The 16819-nt window shown below is 69.6% G+C and carries 14 protein-coding genes; 7 read left to right on the top strand and 7 right to left on the bottom strand.

What is annotated here, in order from left to right; translation table 11 throughout:
* Window positions 1–2 precede the first annotated feature (2 nt).
* From rpsI to eccCa, 4 genes are all read right to left on the bottom strand, one after another.
* Window positions 3–524 (bottom strand): 30S ribosomal protein S9, encoded by a 522-nt coding sequence (rpsI, locus tag KB201_RS25040; protein ID WP_065629913.1) that lies wholly within the window; start codon window positions 522–524, stop codon window positions 3–5.
* A complete protein-coding gene (gene rplM, locus KB201_RS01275) occupies window positions 521–964 on the bottom strand; it encodes a 50S ribosomal protein L13 (protein WP_058250710.1) in 444 nt (147 codons plus the stop codon). The genes rpsI and rplM overlap by 4 nt, the downstream gene beginning before the upstream one ends.
* A gap of 206 nt (window positions 965–1170) precedes the next feature.
* On the bottom strand, window positions 1171–2517 hold the full coding sequence (locus tag KB201_RS01280) for a type VII secretion-associated protein (RefSeq protein WP_211538177.1): 1347 nt from the start codon (window positions 2515–2517) through the stop codon (window positions 1171–1173).
* 16 nt (window positions 2518–2533) lie between these two features.
* Complete coding sequence (gene eccCa, locus KB201_RS01285; protein ID WP_211538178.1) at window positions 2534–6613, bottom strand: type VII secretion protein EccCa; 4080 nt, start codon at window positions 6611–6613, stop codon at window positions 2534–2536.
* A gap of 97 nt (window positions 6614–6710) precedes the next feature.
* On the opposite strand from eccCa, the gene eccD reads away from it, so the two are divergent.
* Entirely contained in the window at window positions 6711–8264 is a 1554-nt protein-coding gene (gene eccD / locus KB201_RS01290; RefSeq protein WP_211538179.1) for a type VII secretion integral membrane protein EccD, read from the top strand.
* Complete coding sequence (gene mycP / locus KB201_RS01295) at window positions 8264–9661, top strand: type VII secretion-associated serine protease mycosin (RefSeq protein ID WP_211538180.1); 1398 nt, start codon at window positions 8264–8266, stop codon at window positions 9659–9661. Before eccD ends, mycP begins: the two co-directional genes overlap by 1 nt.
* A gap of 28 nt (window positions 9662–9689) precedes the next feature.
* Here mycP and KB201_RS01300 read toward each other — a convergent pair whose 3' ends face one another.
* Complete coding sequence (locus KB201_RS01300) at window positions 9690–10643, bottom strand: 4-hydroxy-3-methylbut-2-enyl diphosphate reductase (protein WP_058250715.1); 954 nt, start codon at window positions 10641–10643, stop codon at window positions 9690–9692.
* Between the two features lie 52 nt (window positions 10644–10695).
* On the opposite strand from KB201_RS01300, the gene KB201_RS01305 reads away from it, so the two are divergent.
* The 3 genes from KB201_RS01305 to KB201_RS01315 are packed head-to-tail and all read left to right on the top strand — an operon-like array spanning window position 10696 to window position 12922.
* On the top strand, window positions 10696–11400 hold the full coding sequence (locus KB201_RS01305) for a lipid droplet-associated protein (protein WP_211538181.1): 705 nt from the start codon (window positions 10696–10698) through the stop codon (window positions 11398–11400).
* Complete coding sequence (gene xseA, locus KB201_RS01310) at window positions 11397–12683, top strand: exodeoxyribonuclease VII large subunit (RefSeq protein ID WP_211538182.1); 1287 nt, start codon at window positions 11397–11399, stop codon at window positions 12681–12683. The genes KB201_RS01305 and xseA overlap by 4 nt, the downstream gene beginning before the upstream one ends.
* Window positions 12680–12922 carry an exodeoxyribonuclease VII small subunit gene (locus KB201_RS01315; protein WP_058250718.1) on the top strand — a complete coding sequence of 81 codons (243 nt, stop codon included), beginning with the start codon at window positions 12680–12682 and terminating at the stop codon, window positions 12920–12922. The genes xseA and KB201_RS01315 overlap by 4 nt, the downstream gene beginning before the upstream one ends.
* Window positions 12923–12928: 6 nt before the next feature.
* Here KB201_RS01315 and KB201_RS01320 read toward each other — a convergent pair whose 3' ends face one another.
* Window positions 12929–13258, bottom strand: coding sequence for a hypothetical protein (locus tag KB201_RS01320; protein WP_211538183.1), 330 nt, complete (start codon window positions 13256–13258; stop codon window positions 12929–12931).
* A gap of 57 nt (window positions 13259–13315) precedes the next feature.
* Window positions 13316–13897: a DUF4245 domain-containing protein gene (locus tag KB201_RS01325; protein ID WP_211538184.1), complete on the bottom strand. Its 582-nt coding sequence runs from the start codon at window positions 13895–13897 to the stop codon at window positions 13316–13318.
* A 135-nt stretch (window positions 13898–14032) separates the two neighbouring features.
* Between KB201_RS01325 and glpX the strand changes: the two genes are divergently transcribed.
* Both glpX and KB201_RS01335 read left to right on the top strand, forming a co-directional pair.
* Entirely contained in the window at window positions 14033–15028 is a 996-nt protein-coding gene (gene glpX, locus KB201_RS01330) for a class II fructose-bisphosphatase (protein ID WP_058250720.1), read from the top strand.
* 89 nt (window positions 15029–15117) lie between these two features.
* Complete coding sequence (locus KB201_RS01335; RefSeq protein WP_058250888.1) at window positions 15118–16815, top strand: fumarate hydratase; 1698 nt, start codon at window positions 15118–15120, stop codon at window positions 16813–16815.
* Window positions 16816–16819 lie beyond the last annotated feature (4 nt).

The following is a 16819-nucleotide window of genomic DNA, read 5'->3' on the forward strand; positions in this document are numbered from 1 at the left end:
GATCAGCGCTTGGAGTACTGCGACGCCTTGCGGGCCTTCTTGAGGCCGTACTTCTTGCGCTCGACCGCACGCGGGTCACGGGTGAGGAAGCCGGCCTTCTTCAGGGCGGGACGATCCTCCGGGGTGACCTCGATGAGCGCACGCGCGATGGCGAGACGCAGCGCGCCGGCCTGGCCCGAGGGGCCGCCGCCGACGAGCTTGGCGTAGATGTCGAACGACTCGGTGCGCTCGACGGTGACCAGCGGGGCCTTGATCAGCTGCTGGTGCACCTTGTTGGGGAAGTAGTCCTCCAGCGAACGGCCGTTGAGGGTGAACTCACCGGAACCCGGCGCCAGGCGAACGCGGACGACGGCCTCCTTGCGGCGGCCGACGGTCTGGATCGGACGGTCGATGACGACCGGCTCGCGGACCTCTTCGACGACAGCGGCGTCGTAGTCGTCAGCGGCGACCTCGACGGCCTCCACGACCTCGACGGCAGCCTCGTCGACGGCCTCGACGGCGTCGTTGATGTTCTCGTTGCTCACTGGGCCACCTGCTTGATCTCGAAGGGGACGGGGCGCTGGGCCGCGTGCGGATGGTTCGGGCCGGCGTAGACCTTCAGCTTCGAGGCCATGGCGCGGCCGAGCTTGGTCGACGGCAGCATGCCCTTGACGGCCTTCTCGATGACCCGCTCGGGGTAGGTCGCGAGCAGCTCGGTGGTGGTGCGGGACTTCAGGCCACCGGGGTGCCCCGAGTGGGTGTAGTTCAGCTTGCGATCAGCCTTGTTGCTGGTCAGCGCGACCTTTTCCGCGTTGATGATGACGACGAAGTCGCCGCCGTCCATGTGCGGGGCGTAGGTCGGCTTGTGCTTGCCGCGAAGCAGGTTCGCGACCTGCACGGCCAGCCGGCCGAGCACCACGTTCTCGGCGTCGATGACATGCCACGTACGCGTGATGTCACCGGCCTTCGGGGTGTAGGTAGGCACAGTTGTCCTCAACTCTTGTCGAATGGATGCTGGTCGGGTGCACGGCAGAGATTGTTCCCGGCGACCAGTGGGGACCCGGGCCTCCGCTGACCTGGACACACAGCTGTGCGCCAGGCGCCGAGCACCAGCGACCCAGGCTACGCGACCGCGCTGGTCAGGGTCAAAACGGACTCGGCCTCCGGCCGGGGTCACAACGGACTCGGCCCTCACGACGACGGCGACACCCGGACCGACCGCACCGCCGCCGCGCATTCGTCGTCGGGGGACTCGGCCGCGGTACCCGCCTGACAACCGATCGAGACCTGCAGACCATCGTCGACCACGACGTACCAGCGGATCGCGCCGCCCGAGGCCGGTGACTCGCGGTAGCCGATGACGTCCCGCCCGCCGAACCGGGTGGCGGCGGAGAACTCGGTGACGACGTCGTCGCCGCGCTGCTCGATCCGGTTGCGCAGGCTCCCCGCGACCGATTCCCGGGTGGAGCCGGCGCGCACCTCGGTGAGGACGGCGATGATGCGCCGGCCGTCGTCGGGATCGACGAACACCGCGCGAGTGGTCGAGGGGTCGTCGGCCGAACCGCTCGGGGTCCGCTGTTCGGACTGCCGCCAGTCGCCGGGCACCGCCAGCGTCGCACGCCCGAGGCCGACCTCCGTCGACGCCGCGTCCGGTGCGGTGCCGCGCTGCCAGAGTCCCACCCCGATCGCACCGCTCACGACCAGGATCGCCATCACCGCCGCGGCGAGCAGCGTCCCCGACCGGCGCCGGGTGGCGCCGACCGGGAGCGAGGGTCCGGGATCGGCGCCCGGGGCCATCGTGTCCTCGTCCGCACCGCCGGTGCGGTGGCCGAGCCGGACCACGAGCTCGCGGTCGACGGCGACCACGCGTCCCGCGACCGCGTGCCCGGCGATGACGCCGATCGCCGCGGACACCTCGTCCGGGCGGTCCCCGTCGACGAACACCGCCTCGACCGAGTCGTCGATGACGTCGAGGCCGTCCGCGTTCGACGAGGAGCGCGGCGCACGGTCGGCACCGGGACGAATGAGCCCGGAGCGCTCGATCACCCAGCCGTCCGGACCGCGCCCGACGATCTGCACGTCCCACCACGCCGGTCGCGGGTGGCCGGGATCGGCGGGCGGGCGCGGGAGATGTGTGGTCTCGACGACGGCGCACCGCCGCACGGTGAGATCGGCGTGACTGCGCGCGACGAGCACCGCCCGCGGTAGGAGTGCCACCGGCGCGCGGCCGTCGCCGAGGTCGGCGAGCGTCGATGCCCGACGGGGTCCCCAGGTGCTCGGGTGCCCGACGACGAGGGGTCGGCCCGCGGGCAAGTCGAGGCCGGCGAAGACCCGTCGCCACACCTGGCGCAGGTGTTCGCGCCGACCGTCGGCCACGACACTCATCTGGTCCACCGACTCGAGCAGCGGCCGCACATCGCGATCCACCCGGCGCAGCCCGCGCTCCGGGTCATGGACCAGCGGCGTCCCGAACGCGAGATCGACCACCGTCGGACGGTTCCCGTCGCCGATCGGTTGCACCTCGCCCGGCTGTGTCATCCGGCCCGACCCACCCCTAGTCGCCGATCGGGAGATGGGCGACCTGGATCATCTCCTGCGGCCGGACGCGCGACACCAGTTCGCCGCGGCCGGGCACCAGCGTCTGCAGCCTCGACCGGCCGGTGATGAATCCCTCGTCCCGGTCGCCGCTCATCAGCAGGATGTCCGACGACAGGTCCTTGAGGCGCGCGATCAGCGGATCGAACATCGCCCGACCGAGGCCGCCGGAACGTCGGGCGAGCACGATGTGCAGCCCGATGTCGCGCGCATGGGAGGCCAGTTCGACGATCGGCAGCATCGGATTGCCGGTCGAGGTGACGACCATGTCGTAGTCGTCGACCACCACGTACACCTCGGGCTGGCCCTCGAGCCAGGTGCGGTCCCGCAGTTGCTGGACCGTCACGTCCTCAGGCGGCATCCGGTTCTTCAGATACGCCGCCAGCTCCGTCATCATCGACGCCGCGCGGTCGGGCGAACTCGCGTAGCCGGCAAGATGATCGCCGTCGATGATCCCCAGCATCGTGCGGCGGTAGTCGACGAAGACGATGCGCACCTGCTCGGGTGTGGCACCCGCGACCAGCCCGGTGACGATCGTCCGCAGCAGGTTGGTCTTGCCGTGTTCGACGTCGGCGAACGCCATGAAATGCGGTTGGGCGGTGAAATCGAGGACCACCGGGGCGAGTTCGAGCTCACCGACACCGATCGCCACCTGATTGGGTGCCAGCGTCAGCCCGGCGGCGGCAACCGCGCGCTGCACCGATGCGTAGTCGATCTCGGTGCTCAGCTTGCGCACGGCCATCGCCGAGCGGCCCGGATAGGCGGCGGTGAGCTTCTCGACCGACTGGGCGACGCCCGCGGGCAACGACTCGGCACTGCTGACCGAATCGAGCCGGGGCAGCGCGATCAGCATGTGCAGCTCCTGCCCGGTCAGGCCGCGGCCGGGTCGGTTCTGCGGGACCAGCGCGGCGGCGCGACGACCCATGTCGGAATCCATCGGGTCGCCCAGCCGCAGCTCGATCCGGGTACCCATGAGATCGCGGACCGCCGGGCGCACCTCGGCCCATCGGGACGCGGTGACCATGACGTGGACGCCATAGCTCAACCCCTGGGCCACGATCGCGGTGATCTGTTCCTCGAGCGATTCCAGTTCGGTACGCAGCACGTTCATGCCGTCGAGGACGAGGAACACGTCGCCGAACCGGTCCTGCGCCAGCGGGTCCGACGCCGGCGAGGTGACGCCGGACCGGAACCACGCTTCCCGGCGGGACCGGTAGTCGCGCATCGACTCGATGCCCAGCCGCGTGAACAGCAGTTCGCGCGACCGGACCACGGCCGCCACCTCGGCGACCGTACGGCGGACCGCGTCCATGTCGCCGCGCGAGGCGACCGAGCCGACATGCGGGAGGCCGGCGAGACCGGCCAGACTGCCGCCGCCGAAGTCCAGACAGTAGAACTGCACCTGTTCGGGCGTGTGGGACGCGGCGGCCGACATGATGATCGTGCGCAGCGTCGTCGACTTGCCCGACTGCGGACCGCCGACCACCGCCACGTTGCCCGCGGCCCCCGCGAGGTCGATGACGAGCGGGTCGCGTCGCTGGTCGTAGGGCCGATCGACGACGCCGATCGGAACCGTGAGATGCCCCGGCACCGCCGGGTGGGACCAGTCCCGCTCGCCGAGAAGATGTTCCACGGTGGGCGAGTCGTCCAGCGGCGGCAGCCACACGCGGTGGGCCGGCGGGCCCGCGTGCTCCATGCGTTCGACGATGGTCTCCATGAGCGTGGGCACCTGCGCCGAGACCGGCTCGAACTCGGTGGGCGCCTCGGGTGCCGGCGGTTCCTCGTCGAGCAGGCTCTCGGCCTGGTCGAGCAGCGAACGCGACGCGCCCTCGTCCAGCGGCACCGGAAGTGCGGTGAACACCTTGAGGTTTCCGCGACGCGATGACGCCGTGGTCGTCGGATCGGCCGACTCCGTGACCGTCGGCGAGTAGTAGGCCCCCGACACGTAGGAGGTGTTGAACCTGATCGGGTCCGCCGAATCGCACTTGAGGTATGCCGAACCCGGGACGCTCGGCAGGTGATAGGCGTCGGGAACACCGAGAACCGAGCGGGACTCGTTGGCGGAGAACGTCTTCAGGCCGATCCGATAGGACAGGTGCGAGTCCAGGCCACGCAGCTTGCCCTCTTCCAGCCGCTGCGAGGCGAGCAGCAGATGGATGTGCAGCGAGCGACCCAGACGACCGATGGCGACGAACAGTTCGGCGAAATCGGGCTTCTGCGAGAGCAGTTCGGAGAACTCGTCGACGACGATGAAAAGCGCCGGCAGCGGATCGAGGCGCACCCCCGAGGCGCGGGCGCGCTCGTAGTCGGCGACGTTGGCGTAGTTGCCCGCCGCCCGCAACACCTCCTGGCGCCGGTTCATCTCGCCCGAGAGCGCGTCCTTCATCCGGTCGACCATCGAGAGTTCCTGCTCGAGGTTCGTGATGATCGCGGCGACGTGCGGCGCGGATTCCAGGCCCAGGAACGTCGCGCCGCCCTTGAAGTCGACGAGCACGAGATTCAGCTCCGACGGCGAATGAGTCGCCAGCATCGCCAGGACCAGCGTGCGCAGGAACTCCGACTTCCCCGATCCGGTGGCGCCGATGCACAGCCCGTGCGGACCCATGCCGCCGTGCGCGCTCTCCTTGATGTCGATCTCCACGGGCGCGCCGGTCGGCGTGTAACCGATCGGCACGCGCAGGCGCTCCCGGCCGGTACGACCGCGCCAGGCCGTCGCCGGATCGAAGCGTGCGGCGTCGTCGATGCCCAGCAGCGCGGGCAGGCCGGGGTCGGCCGAGGTCGCCTCGGACTCGAGGTGGGCCAGCGTCGCCGCGGTGGCCAGCCGGTAGCGCGCCATGCGCCGGGCGATCGCCTCCGCCTCGGGAATCGTCAGCGAGTCCATGTCGGCGAACTCCTCGACGCCGGCGGCACTGCGCGCGGAGACCTTGCCCCCGCGCACGACGAGTTGCAGCCCGCGCCGCACCGCGAGACCGTCCGGCGGCGCGGTCAGGTCGAGGATCGTGACGCCTTCCATGCCGGCGTCGTTGATGATCCGCTCGTCGCCGACGACGTAACCGTCGTCGATGATCACCACGAGGTGTGCGCGGTTGGCGTTCGGCGGCGCCGACCGGCTGAACCGGCCGCGCTCGAGGAGGTCCGCGGCCATCGAGTTCTCGAGGTCCGCCAGCGTCGGATAGATCATCCGCATCGCCCCGACGCCGTCGCGCAGCGTCGGATGTCCCACGTGCGGAAGCCATTTCGCCCAGTCCCAGGCCTCCCCCGCCGGATCACCGGTCACGATGCCGATGTGCAGATGATCGGGACCGTGGAACGCACACAGCTCCACGACCATCGACCGGATGAGTTCGCGGGTCTCCTGCCGCGCACCCTCGATGTTGATGGCCGGGAAGCCGCGCAGCGAGATCGAGGTGGGCAGGCGGTACACCGCGGAGTGCGTGCGCACGAACCGGCGCAGGGCCACCATCGACACCGGCTCGATGTCCTCGAGGGGCCCGGTCTCCGGCGGCATGAGCCGCGTGGCGAGTCGCTGGACACCCACCCCGACGCGCACATGGGCGAAGTCGGCGTCGCTGGGGCGGCGTTCCCACATGCGCCTGCTGCCGATCACGTCGAGCAGCGCACGCGGGTCCGGGTGGCTCCAGGTGCGTGCCGCGCGCTGGTTGTCGACGGTCTCGAAGACCTGGCCGCGCAGCTGGCCGAGATAGCGGAAGTAGTCCTTGCGTTCCTCGTTGAGTTCTCCGGCGCGTTTGCCCCCGCCACGGCCGCCGGCGGCGAACATGCCGAACATCGACATCAGCATCATCAGCGGGAACATCATGAACAGCGGGTTGGTCAGGATGTTGCGCCCACCGGTGACGACCATCAGTGCCACCATGCCGACGACGGCGACGACCATCACCACCGGCAGCAGTTTCATCAGGAGGCCGCCGGGCACCACCCGCGGCACATCCGGCGGCGCCTGGATGTTGACCTCGCCTCCGGGCGTGCGTGGGGGCGTGATGCGCGGGCGACGCACAAAGCCCTCCGTCGTCGTGACCACACGTCCCCCCTGACATGTCGCGCTGTGTATCCCCGGGCGGTCGAACCCGCCGCGGTTGGCTATGTTAGCTGCTGAATCTAGGGGGAGGATTGACCTGATGTCGTCTGTGGACGGATTCGCACCGGGGTACCCGGCCACCGCTGCCGACGCGGACACCGGGGATCGCCGGCGGGGTGAGGGGGCCGTCGAGCCGCAACTCGTACGGGTGTCCGTGCTGGGCGGCAACACCCAGCTCGACGTCGGACTGCCGGCCGGCATCCCCATCGCCGGACTCATCGGTGACCTTGTCGCCCAGATCGAATCGCGCAATCCCACGAGGTCGGACCCCGACGACCCGGATGCCGACGCCCGCAATCCCGGCCGCCCGCACGACCGGCAGAACAAGTGGACGCTCGCGCTCGTTGGACAGGACCCACTACCCCTGCACCGGTCGCTGTCGGAGTCGGGTATCCGTGACGGCGACCTGCTGTTGTTGACCTCCACGCGGACCGGGGAGTCCCCGGTGCTGTTCGACGATGTGGTCGACGCTGTCGCCCGATTGAACGAATCGCAGTTCGTCGACTGGACCGCGGCGTCCGCCCGGAAGGTCGGTTACGCACTGGCACTCGTCGCCGCGGTCGCGGCGGCGGCGTCCCTGGCCGCGGTCCGGTCCGGCACCGGCGCCCTGTGGTTCGCCGGGTTGTCCGGGCTGGCGGTCGTCGGATTCGTCACCGCCTCGACGATCGTGTCCCGCTACTACCGCGACGAGCAGAGTTCGACGGTGCTGTCCCTGTGTGCCGCACCGATGGCCTTCGTGACCGGGATGATCGTGACGCCCGGGTCATACGGCGCCGCACACCTCACCCTGGGCTTTGCGTTCGCACTCGTCGCCGCGGTCGTCAGTTATCGCATGACCGCGGCCGGGGCGACCGCACACAGCGCCGTGACCAGCGCGGCGCTGCTCGGCGCCACCGGTTGTGGGGCGCGACTCCTCATCGATGCGCCGGTGGCCGATGTCGCCGCCGTCATCGCCGCGGTCGGTCTGCTGTGCATCGGTCTGGCTCCCCGCACGACGATCCTGCTCGCGAAACTGCCGCTGCCCCCGGTGCCGACCGCGGGTGCCGCCATCGACGTCAAGGACATCGAACCGCGACCGGCCATCGAGGGCATCGGGGCGATCGGCGCAACCGCCCTTCCCAAAGCCGATGCGCTGGAACGTCGTTCCTACCTCGCCAACGCGTACCTGACCGGCATCGTCGGCGGGCTCACGATCGTCACCGCCATCGCGGCCGTGCTCACCGCCGCCCCGCTCGCCGGGTTCGAATGGCGCAACGCCGTCTACGCCGCGATCATCGGCGTCGTGCTGTGTCTGCGGGGCCGCTCTCACAGCGACCTGTTCCAGGCGGGAATCCTCGTCATCGGCGGATCGCTCGTGGTGATCACCCTGATCACCGGTCTCGCGTTCGGCGACGACCAGTGGCCGGTGATCGGTTTCGCCCTCGGCATCCTCGTGGTGATCGGCGCCCTCGTCTTCGGGGTCGTCGCACCGAACCAGGACTTCTCACCCGTGATGCGTCGGTGGGCCGAGATCGGCGAGTACATCCTCGTCGCCCTGATCGTGCCCCTGCTGTTGTGGCTGCTCGACCTGTACCGAATGGTCCGCGAGATCTGATGCGCGACAACCGTGTCCGTGGTGCTGGAGTATTCGCGACGACCCTCGTCGCGGCACTCGTCGGGGCCTCGGCGACGCCCGCTGCGGCGGTGACCCCGCCTCGGATCGATCCCGGCGCCCTCGTCCGGTCGGCCCCGGTCGCCCCGCTCGAACCGACCGAGCAGCGGCACCTGTGCAACATCCCGGAACTGACGCGCACCGTGACGAAACCGACCGCGGCGCAGGCGATGATGAATCTCCCGGAGGCGTGGCGGTTCAGTCGCGGACAGGGTCAGCGAGTGGCCGTCATCGACACCGGGGTGACGCCCCATCCGCGGCTCGGTCGCGTCGTCGCCGGTGGCGATTACGTCTCGGGCGGCAACGGACTCGACGACTGCGACGCCCACGGCACCCTGGTCGCCGGGATCATCGCCGCCCGGCCCAGCACCGCCGACGCGTTCGCCGGCGTCGCGCCCGCGGCATCGATCATCGCGATCCGCCAGTCCAGCAGCGCTTTCCAGAAGAAGAACGACCGCGCCCGGGACGACGCCGCGCCGGTGGTCGGCTCGGGTTACGGGTCCGTCCGGACGCTGGCGCACGCCATCGTGCGCGCGGTCGATCTACGCGCCACCGTCATCAACATCTCCGAGGTGGCGTGCGCGTCGGCGGCGGATTCGGTCGACGACCGGGCGCTCGGTGCGGCCATCCGGCACGCCTACGACCGGAACGTCGTGGTCGTCGTGGCAGCCGGCAACCTGACGCGCGACGGCGCCTGCCAGAACCAGAATCCGGCTCCCGCCGCCGACGACCCCGACGGATGGCGGTCGGTCGCGACCGTCGCCAGTCCCGCCTGGTACTCGCCGTACGTGCTGACGGTCGGCTCGGTGGACGCCGACACCGGCTCACCGAGCGATTTCAGCCTGCATGGCCCGTGGGTGAGCGTCGCAGCGCCGGGCACCGACATCGTGAGCCTGGACAGCAAGCGCGGTTCGAGCCGGCTGGCGTCGGCCCAGCAGAGCGACGGCGGGCCGGTGCCCTTGATCGGCACGAGTTTCGCCGCGCCGTACGTCGCGGGCACCGCCGCGCTGATCCGGGCCCGCTTCCCGGATCTGACCGCGCGCGAGGTGATGGACCGCATCATCGCCACCGCCCACTCCCCGGGAACCGGGCGCGATCAGCGGATCGGACACGGTGTCATCGATCCGGTCGCCGCCCTGACCGCCGAAGTGCCGGCCGATCAGCAGCAGGACCGGGCCTCGGCGCCCATCGCCGCACCTCCCGTGGCGCAGCCACCGGACGATTCCGCGCGCAACGTCGCGATCATCGGCAGCGCCGTCGCGGCGATCGTCATCGCCGCCGTCCTCGCGATCGCACTACCCCACCGACGGGTGCGCAAGCTCGACCCGGACGAGTTCTGATCTGTCGACGCCGGATCGTGGCCCGAGGTCAGCTGGACGAACGTGCGGGGCGCAGCTCGCGCGGGAGCGCGAAGGTCAGCGTCTCGTTGGCCGTGTTGACCGTCTCGACCGTGCCGTAGCCGCGTTCGGCCAGGTAGTCGAGAACCCCCCGGACCAGCACCTCGGGCACCGACGCGCCAGAGGTGACCCCGACAGTCGTCACACCGTCGAGCCACGAGTCGTCGATCTCACGGGCGTAATCGACCAGGTGGCCTGCCTTCGCGCCGGCCTGCAGGGCCACCTCGACGAGGCGCACCGAGTTCGAGGAGTTCTGCGATCCGACGACGATCACCAGGTCGCATTCGGGAGCCATCGCCTTGACCGCGACCTGCCGGTTCTGGGTGGCGTAGCAGATGTCGTCGCTGGGCGGGTCGTTGAGCAGCGGGAACTTCTCGCGGAGTCGACGGACCGTCTCCATGGTCTCGTCGACGGACAGGGTGGTCTGCGACAACCAGACGAGCTTCGACTCGTCACGGACCTCGACCGCGTCCACGCTGTCGGGACCGTCGACGAGCTGGATGTGCTGTGGGGCCTCGCCGGCGGTGCCCTCGACTTCCTCGTGGCCCTCATGGCCGATCAGGAGGATGTCGTAGTCGTCGCGCGCGAATCGCTTCGCCTCTTGATGGACCTTCGTGACCAGCGGACACGTGGCGTCGATGGTGCGCAAGTTGCGCTCCGCGGCGGTCTGGTGCACCAGCGGGGACACCCCGTGCGCGGAGAACACGACCAACGCACCCTCGGGCACCTCGTCGGTCTCGCCGACGAAGATCGCCCCGCGCTCGGCCAGGGTCTCCACGACGTGCCGGTTGTGCACGATCTCCTTGCGCACGTAGACGGGAGCGCCGTGCTTGTCGAGGGCACGCTCGACCGTCTCCACCGCACGGTCGACACCAGCGCAGTAGCCGCGGGGTTCGGCGAGCAGGACACGCTTCGTCTCAGACATGCTTCCCAGGGTACGGGTTACGCGGCGTTGCCCGTGATGGCAGAGTGTTGGCATGGATCGCGCACCGTACCCCGCCCGGATAGCCGCAGGTCTGATCGTCACCGCCCTCGAGGAGACACGGAAACTCCCGGCGCTGCTCATCACGTTGCCGATGACCGCCATCAGCCAGACCCTCCAGGCCGGTATGCGAGCGCAACAGAACATCGCCGAACTGGCCATCAAAGGCGACGCCGCCCTGGAGATGCTCTTCGACCGGCCCGACGAACAGCCCGAGTGGGCACGTTTCGACGAGGACGACGCAGCGGGTCCCGACCCGGTCGCGCCCGCCGCGCCCGCGGCGATCACCGACACGTCTGTGCAGGACGAGAAGCCGAAGGCCGCCGCGACGACCCCGTCACCCACGACCATCGACGAGGAGATCGAGGAGGCGGCCGCCGACGCCGATCTCGCCGCACCGCCGCGCGCCGATGCCGGGCGGTTCGCGCTGTACAGCTCGACCCCCGACGAGGTCGTCGCGGCCGAGGTGCCGGGCACCGAGGCGGTGGGTTCCGCCGACGGCTCGGGGCCCGAGATCGTCGAGCTCATCGACTACGACACCCTCACCCTCGCGCAACTCCGGGCCCGCCTGCGGTCGGTCGCCGTCGAGGACCTGATCGCACTCGTCGACTATGAGAAATCCCGCCGCGACCGCGCGCCGTTCGTGACGATGCTCGAGAACCGGATCGCCGCGCAGAACAAGCGCTCCACCGAAGCGTGACCGGGGCCGACACGAGCGACACACCGCGACGTTCCTCGTCACCGAACTCGGCCGAGCATCCCTGGCCGGTCCGGACGGTGAACACCAAGATCGCCGACTGGATCCATCGGCTCGGACAGATCTGGGTCGAGGGACAGGTCACCCAGATCAGCCGGCGGCCGGGGACCCGCACCGCGTTCCTCACCCTGCGCGATCCCGCTGCCGACATCTCGATCTCGGTGACGTGCAGCCCCGACCTGCTGGCACGCACCGAGGTCCCGCTGACGGACGGCAGCTCCGTGGTGGTCCTGGGCCGGCCGAGTTACTACACCGGGCGCGGCACGGTGTCGCTGCGGGTCAGCGAGATCCGGGCCGTGGGCATCGGCGAGCTGTTGCTGCGCATCGAACGGCTGCGGCAGCTCATGGCCGCCGAGGGCCTCTTCGATTCACGGCTCAAACGGCCGCTGCCGTTCCTGCCGCGCGCCGTCGGCCTGATCAGTGGCCGCGCGAGCGCAGCGCAGCACGACGTCGTGAGCGTCGCGGCCGCTCGATGGTCGAACGTGCGCTTCGACATCCGCGAGGCCCCCGTGCAGGGGCCGACGGCGGTCGCCCGCATCCTGACCCACCTCGCCGATCTCGATGCCCACCCCGATGTCGAGGTCATCATCATCGCGCGCGGCGGGGGTAGCGTCGAAGACCTGCTCCCGTTCTCCGACGAGGCGTTGCTGCGCGCGGTGTCGCGGTGCCGGACCCCGGTCGTCAGCGCGATCGGGCACGAACCCGACAATCCACTGCTCGATCTCGTCGCGGATCTGCGCGCCGCCACTCCGACGGATGCGGCCAAGCGCGTCGTTCCCGACGTCGAGGCCGAACTCGCGGGCATCGCGGATCTGCGGCGACGCAGCGCGCAGGCCCTGCGCAACTGGGTGCGCCGCGAGTCCGGCGTCGTCGCCGCGTTGCGGGCGCGGCCGGTGCTCGCCCGTCCCGGGGTGCTCGTGGACTCCGAAGCCGGGCAGGTGGCCGAGCTGGTCCGCGCCCTGCGCCGAGATGTGTTGCGCCACATCGACTCCGAGGAACGACGTACCGACCATCTCGGTGCGCGCCTGTCGACACTCGGTCCCGCGCAGACCCTGGCCCGCGGCTACGCGGTGGTACAGCGCACCGACACCGACCCACCCCATGTGGTCGGCACGCTCGCGGACCTGCCGCCGGGTGCACCCCTGCGCATCCGGGTCGCCGACGGCGCCGCAACCGCCCGGGTCGACGAACCCACGACCATGCCGGAACACGGAGGAAATGCGTGAGCACCGACGAATCATCCACTCCGATCGAGGAACTCGGATACGAGGAAGCACGCGACGAACTCGCCGAGATCGTCACCGCCCTCGAGCACGGCGGACTCGACCTCGACGCCTCGCTGGCGCTCTGGGAGCGTGGCGAGGCCCTCGCGACCCGCTGCGAGGAGCACCTGCGCGGTGCCCGCGAGCGCATCGAGGCGGTCATCAGCACCGGCTCCGATCCCGACGACCCCGAGGACGACTGAGACCGATCAGTCGAACCGGGTGAGCGCCTCGCGGTCGAGAACACTGATGCGCGTGTGCTCGGCGGTCGGTCGCGCACCGGCCCGCGCGAGGACCGGCCGACGATCCTCCCCACCCCTCGATGAGGAGGAAAGCGGCCGCCCCACAGCGCAATCCGGAGGCGGCCCGACGATGTACGGAAGACCGGATGCGGTCGCGGCCCCGGATCGCGGGTCGGTCGGCGCATCAATGGCGCCCGCCTGTTGCACCGGAACGGTCACCACGAGCAGCACGAGGACCGCGACGAGCACGAGCCTGGCCCACACGAGGTGCAAGCCGAACCCCGATCCCCCATCCATGAGCGCCTCCTGCCGAAGACGCTAGGAACCGCGGGCCGGGTTCTCACGAGTAGTGCGCTACCCCAATTGCAGCGGCTGCTGGGCGACGACCGACGACGCGATCGTCTCGATGTCGGCGTCGCTGCCGCGTGACAGGACCGCGATGCGTACCTTGCCCAGGTCCGTGATCCAGAACCGCTTGCCCTCCGACGTCTCGTAGGTCACCCACTGCCGCCCGCCCGCCTGGCGCGTACCGGTACCGGAGATGTCGGCGAAATCACCCCCGCTGCCGCGGCCGAGGTAGGGGACGAACACGTCCTCGGGCGCATCGGACTGACTGAGCTGGACGTAGGCGCCGTCGCTGCTGAGCCATCCCACCGTGCTGACCCGGTGCCCCTCGATCGCGTCCGACGAACCGGAGTTGGGCCGCCAGCCCTCCGGCGTCGGCGGGCGGCGGATCGGGAACGGGAGCTGGGCGGCGTCGGCGTTCAATGCGCTGACCACGTCGAACGGCGGCAGCTTGCTGTCGGCCACGTCCTTGGAGGCCCCGATCGAGCAGTTCCCCGACGCGATCGCCACCAGCGCACACAGCGCGAGCAACGGGACCAACGACCAGAACATGTCCTTGCCGTTGTTCAGAATGCGGGGTTTGTCTGCCATGGCGCCGAGTATCCCACCAGCAGGGTCACTGACCGAATGCCCGGTGTGACATGCAAGGATGGTGGTCGAGACCACCGCCACCATCACTCGGCGCCGCTGGAGTCGACCCGCGCCGAACAGAGGAGTCGATTGCCCATGACCGTCAGCACCCATCAGGCCCCGGACCGCAACCTCGCGATGGAGTTGGTCCGCGTGACCGAGTCGGCTGCACTCGCGGCCGGTCGTTGGGTCGGTCGTGGCGACAAGAACGGCGGCGACGGCGCGGCGGTCGACGCGATGCGCGAACTGTTGTCGTCGGTCTCGATGCGCGGTGTCGTGGTCATCGGTGAGGGCGAGAAGGACGAGGCGCCGATGCTCTACAACGGCGAAGAGGTGGGCAACGGCGAAGGCCCCGACTGTGACGTCGCCGTGGATCCCATCGACGGCACCACGCTGATGGCGGAGGGCCGCCCCAACTCGATCTCGGTGATCGCGGTCAGCGAGCGCGGCACCATGTACGACCCGTCGGCGGTCTTCTACATGGACAAGATCGCCGTCGGGCCCGAGGCCAAGGGCGCCATCAACATCAACGAGTCCGTCGAGTGGAACATCAACTCGGTCGCGAAGGCGAAGGGCATCGACGTCGCCGATCTGACCGTGATCGTCCTCGACCGTCCTCGCCACGCCGATCTCATCGGTGAGATCCGCCAGGCCGGCGCCAAGATCCGCCTCATCTCCGACGGCGACGTCGCCGGTGCGGTCGCGGCCGCCGACGACTACTCCACCGTCGACATGCTGATGGGCGTCGGCGGCACTCCCGAGGGCATCATCACCGCCGTCGCGATGAAGTGCATGGGCGGCGAGATCCAGGGCAAGCTGTGGCCTCGCAACGACGACGAACGTCAGAAGGCCATCGATGCCGGCCACGACCTGGACCGGGTGCTGACCAACGACATCCTGGTCAGCGGCGAGAACGCCTTCTTCTGCGCCACCGGGGTCACCAACGGCGACATGCTGCGCGGCGTCACCTACCGGCCCAATGGCGCGACGACCCGGTCGCTGGTGATGCGCTCGAAGTCCGGCACCGTCCGCCGCATCGAGGCCGTCCACAAGCCGGCCAAGCTTCGCGGCTACTCCCGAATCGATCTCTGAGACACGACATCGGCCCCACACCAACACCGGTGACTTCACGAGTCAACCTCTGGCGTGGGGCCGATGTCGTGGGCGATACGATGCGGTCCGTGAGTAAACCAGCCTCAGCCCCCGAGTTTCTCTACTCCGATCTGCTCCCGACCGGCGCCGACGAGACCCCGTACCGGTTGATCACGACCGAGGGTGTGTCCACGTTCTCCGTCGACGGTCGGACCTTCCTGAAGGTCGACCCGGAGGCCATCCGGAGGCTCACCGCGGAGGCCATGCACGACATCAGCCACTATCTCCGCCCGGCTCATCTCGCGCAGTTGCGCAAGATCATCGACGACCCGGACGCCTCGGGCAACGACCGGTTCGTCGCCCTTGACCTGCTGAAGAACGTCAACATCTCCGCCGGCGGCGTGCTGCCGATGTGCCAGGACACCGGCACCGCCATCGTGATGGGCAAGAAGAGCGAAGGGGTCCTGACCGGCACCGACGACGCCGAAGCCATCTCCCGCGGTGTCTACGACGCCTACACGCAGCTCAACCTGCGGTACTCGCAGCTCGCCCCGCTGACGACGTACGAGGAGAAGAACACCGGCTCGAACCTGCCCGCCCAGATCGAGATCTACGCCACCGAGCAGGGGCCCAACGGTCCGGAGTACAAGTTCCTGTTCATGGCCAAGGGCGGTGGCAGCGCCAACAAGTCGTTCCTGTTCCAGGAGACGAAGGCGATCCTGAACCCGACGAGCATCCTGAAGTTCCTCGACGAGAAGATCCGCTCACTGGGCACCGCGGCCTGCCCGCCATACCACCTGGCCGTCGTGATCGGCGGCACCTCAGCCGAATTCGCGCTCAAGACCGCCAAGTACGCGTCGGCGCACTACCTCGACAACCTGCCCACGCAGGGATCGATGTCGGCGCACGGTTTCCGCGATCTCGAGCTCGAGGACGAGGTCTTCCGGCTCACCCAGTCGTTCGGCATCGGGGCGCAGTTCGGCGGCAAGTACTTCTGCCACGACGTGCGCGTGGTCCGGTTGCCCCGCCATGGAGCGTCGTGCCCGGTGGCGATCGCGGTCTCGTGCTCGGCCGACCGTCAGGCCCTCGGCAAGATCACCGCCGACGGCGTCTTCCTCGAGCAGCTCGAGACCGATCCGGCCCGCTATATGCCCGCAGCCGGTGTGGCCGAGGACATCTCGGGCGGCGAGGTGGTCGAGGTCGACCTCAACCGCCCGATGCCGGAGATCCTCGCGCAGCTCTCGGAGTATCCGGTCAAGACGCGCCTGTCGCTGACCGGACCGCTGGTCGTCGCGCGCGACATCGCCCACGCCAAGATCAAGGAACGCCTCGACGCCGGCGAGCCGATGCCCGACTACCTGCGCGACCACCCGGTCTACTACGCGGGGCCGGCGAAGACCCCCGAGGGCATGGCCTCCGGATCGTTCGGTCCGACGACGGCCGGCCGGATGGACAGCTATGTCGAGCAGTTCCAGGCCGCCGGGGGCTCGATGGTCATGCTGGCCAAGGGGAATCGATCCAAGCAGGTCACCGAGGCGTGCGGCGCGCACGGCGGTTTCTACCTCGGCTCCATCGGCGGGCCCGCGGCACGTCTCGCGCTCGACTGCATCAAGAGCCAGGAGATCATCGAGTATCCCGAACTCGGCATGGAGGCCGTGTGGAAGATCGAGGTGGAGAATTTTCCCGCCTTCATCGTCGTTGACGACAAGGGCAACGACTTTTTCACCGACCCGAGTGGGGCCGTCAACGTCCCGCTGAGCGGCATAAGGATTCGATCGAAGGAGTAGGCAC

It is taken from the genome of Gordonia sp. SCSIO 19800, from assembly GCF_018132775.1.
GTDB lineage: Bacteria > Actinomycetota > Actinomycetes > Mycobacteriales > Mycobacteriaceae > Gordonia > Gordonia hongkongensis.

Coding starts and splice junctions, on each gene's coding strand:
- KB201_RS01325 (WP_211538184.1), bottom strand. CDS start 13,897: ATGGCAGACAAACCCCGCATTCTGAACAACGGCAAGGACATGTTCTGG.
- KB201_RS01305 (WP_211538181.1), top strand. CDS start 10,696: ATGGATCGCGCACCGTACCCCGCCCGGATAGCCGCAGGTCTGATCGTC.
- mycP (WP_211538180.1), top strand. CDS start 8,264: ATGCGCGACAACCGTGTCCGTGGTGCTGGAGTATTCGCGACGACCCTC.
- KB201_RS01300 (WP_058250715.1), bottom strand. CDS start 10,643: ATGTCTGAGACGAAGCGTGTCCTGCTCGCCGAACCCCGCGGCTACTGC.
- KB201_RS01320 (WP_211538183.1), bottom strand. CDS start 13,258: ATGGATGGGGGATCGGGGTTCGGCTTGCACCTCGTGTGGGCCAGGCTC.
- glpX (WP_058250720.1), top strand. CDS start 14,033: ATGACCGTCAGCACCCATCAGGCCCCGGACCGCAACCTCGCGATGGAG.
- eccD (WP_211538179.1), top strand. CDS start 6,711: ATGTCGTCTGTGGACGGATTCGCACCGGGGTACCCGGCCACCGCTGCC.
- KB201_RS01280 (WP_211538177.1), bottom strand. CDS start 2,517: ATGACACAGCCGGGCGAGGTGCAACCGATCGGCGACGGGAACCGTCCG.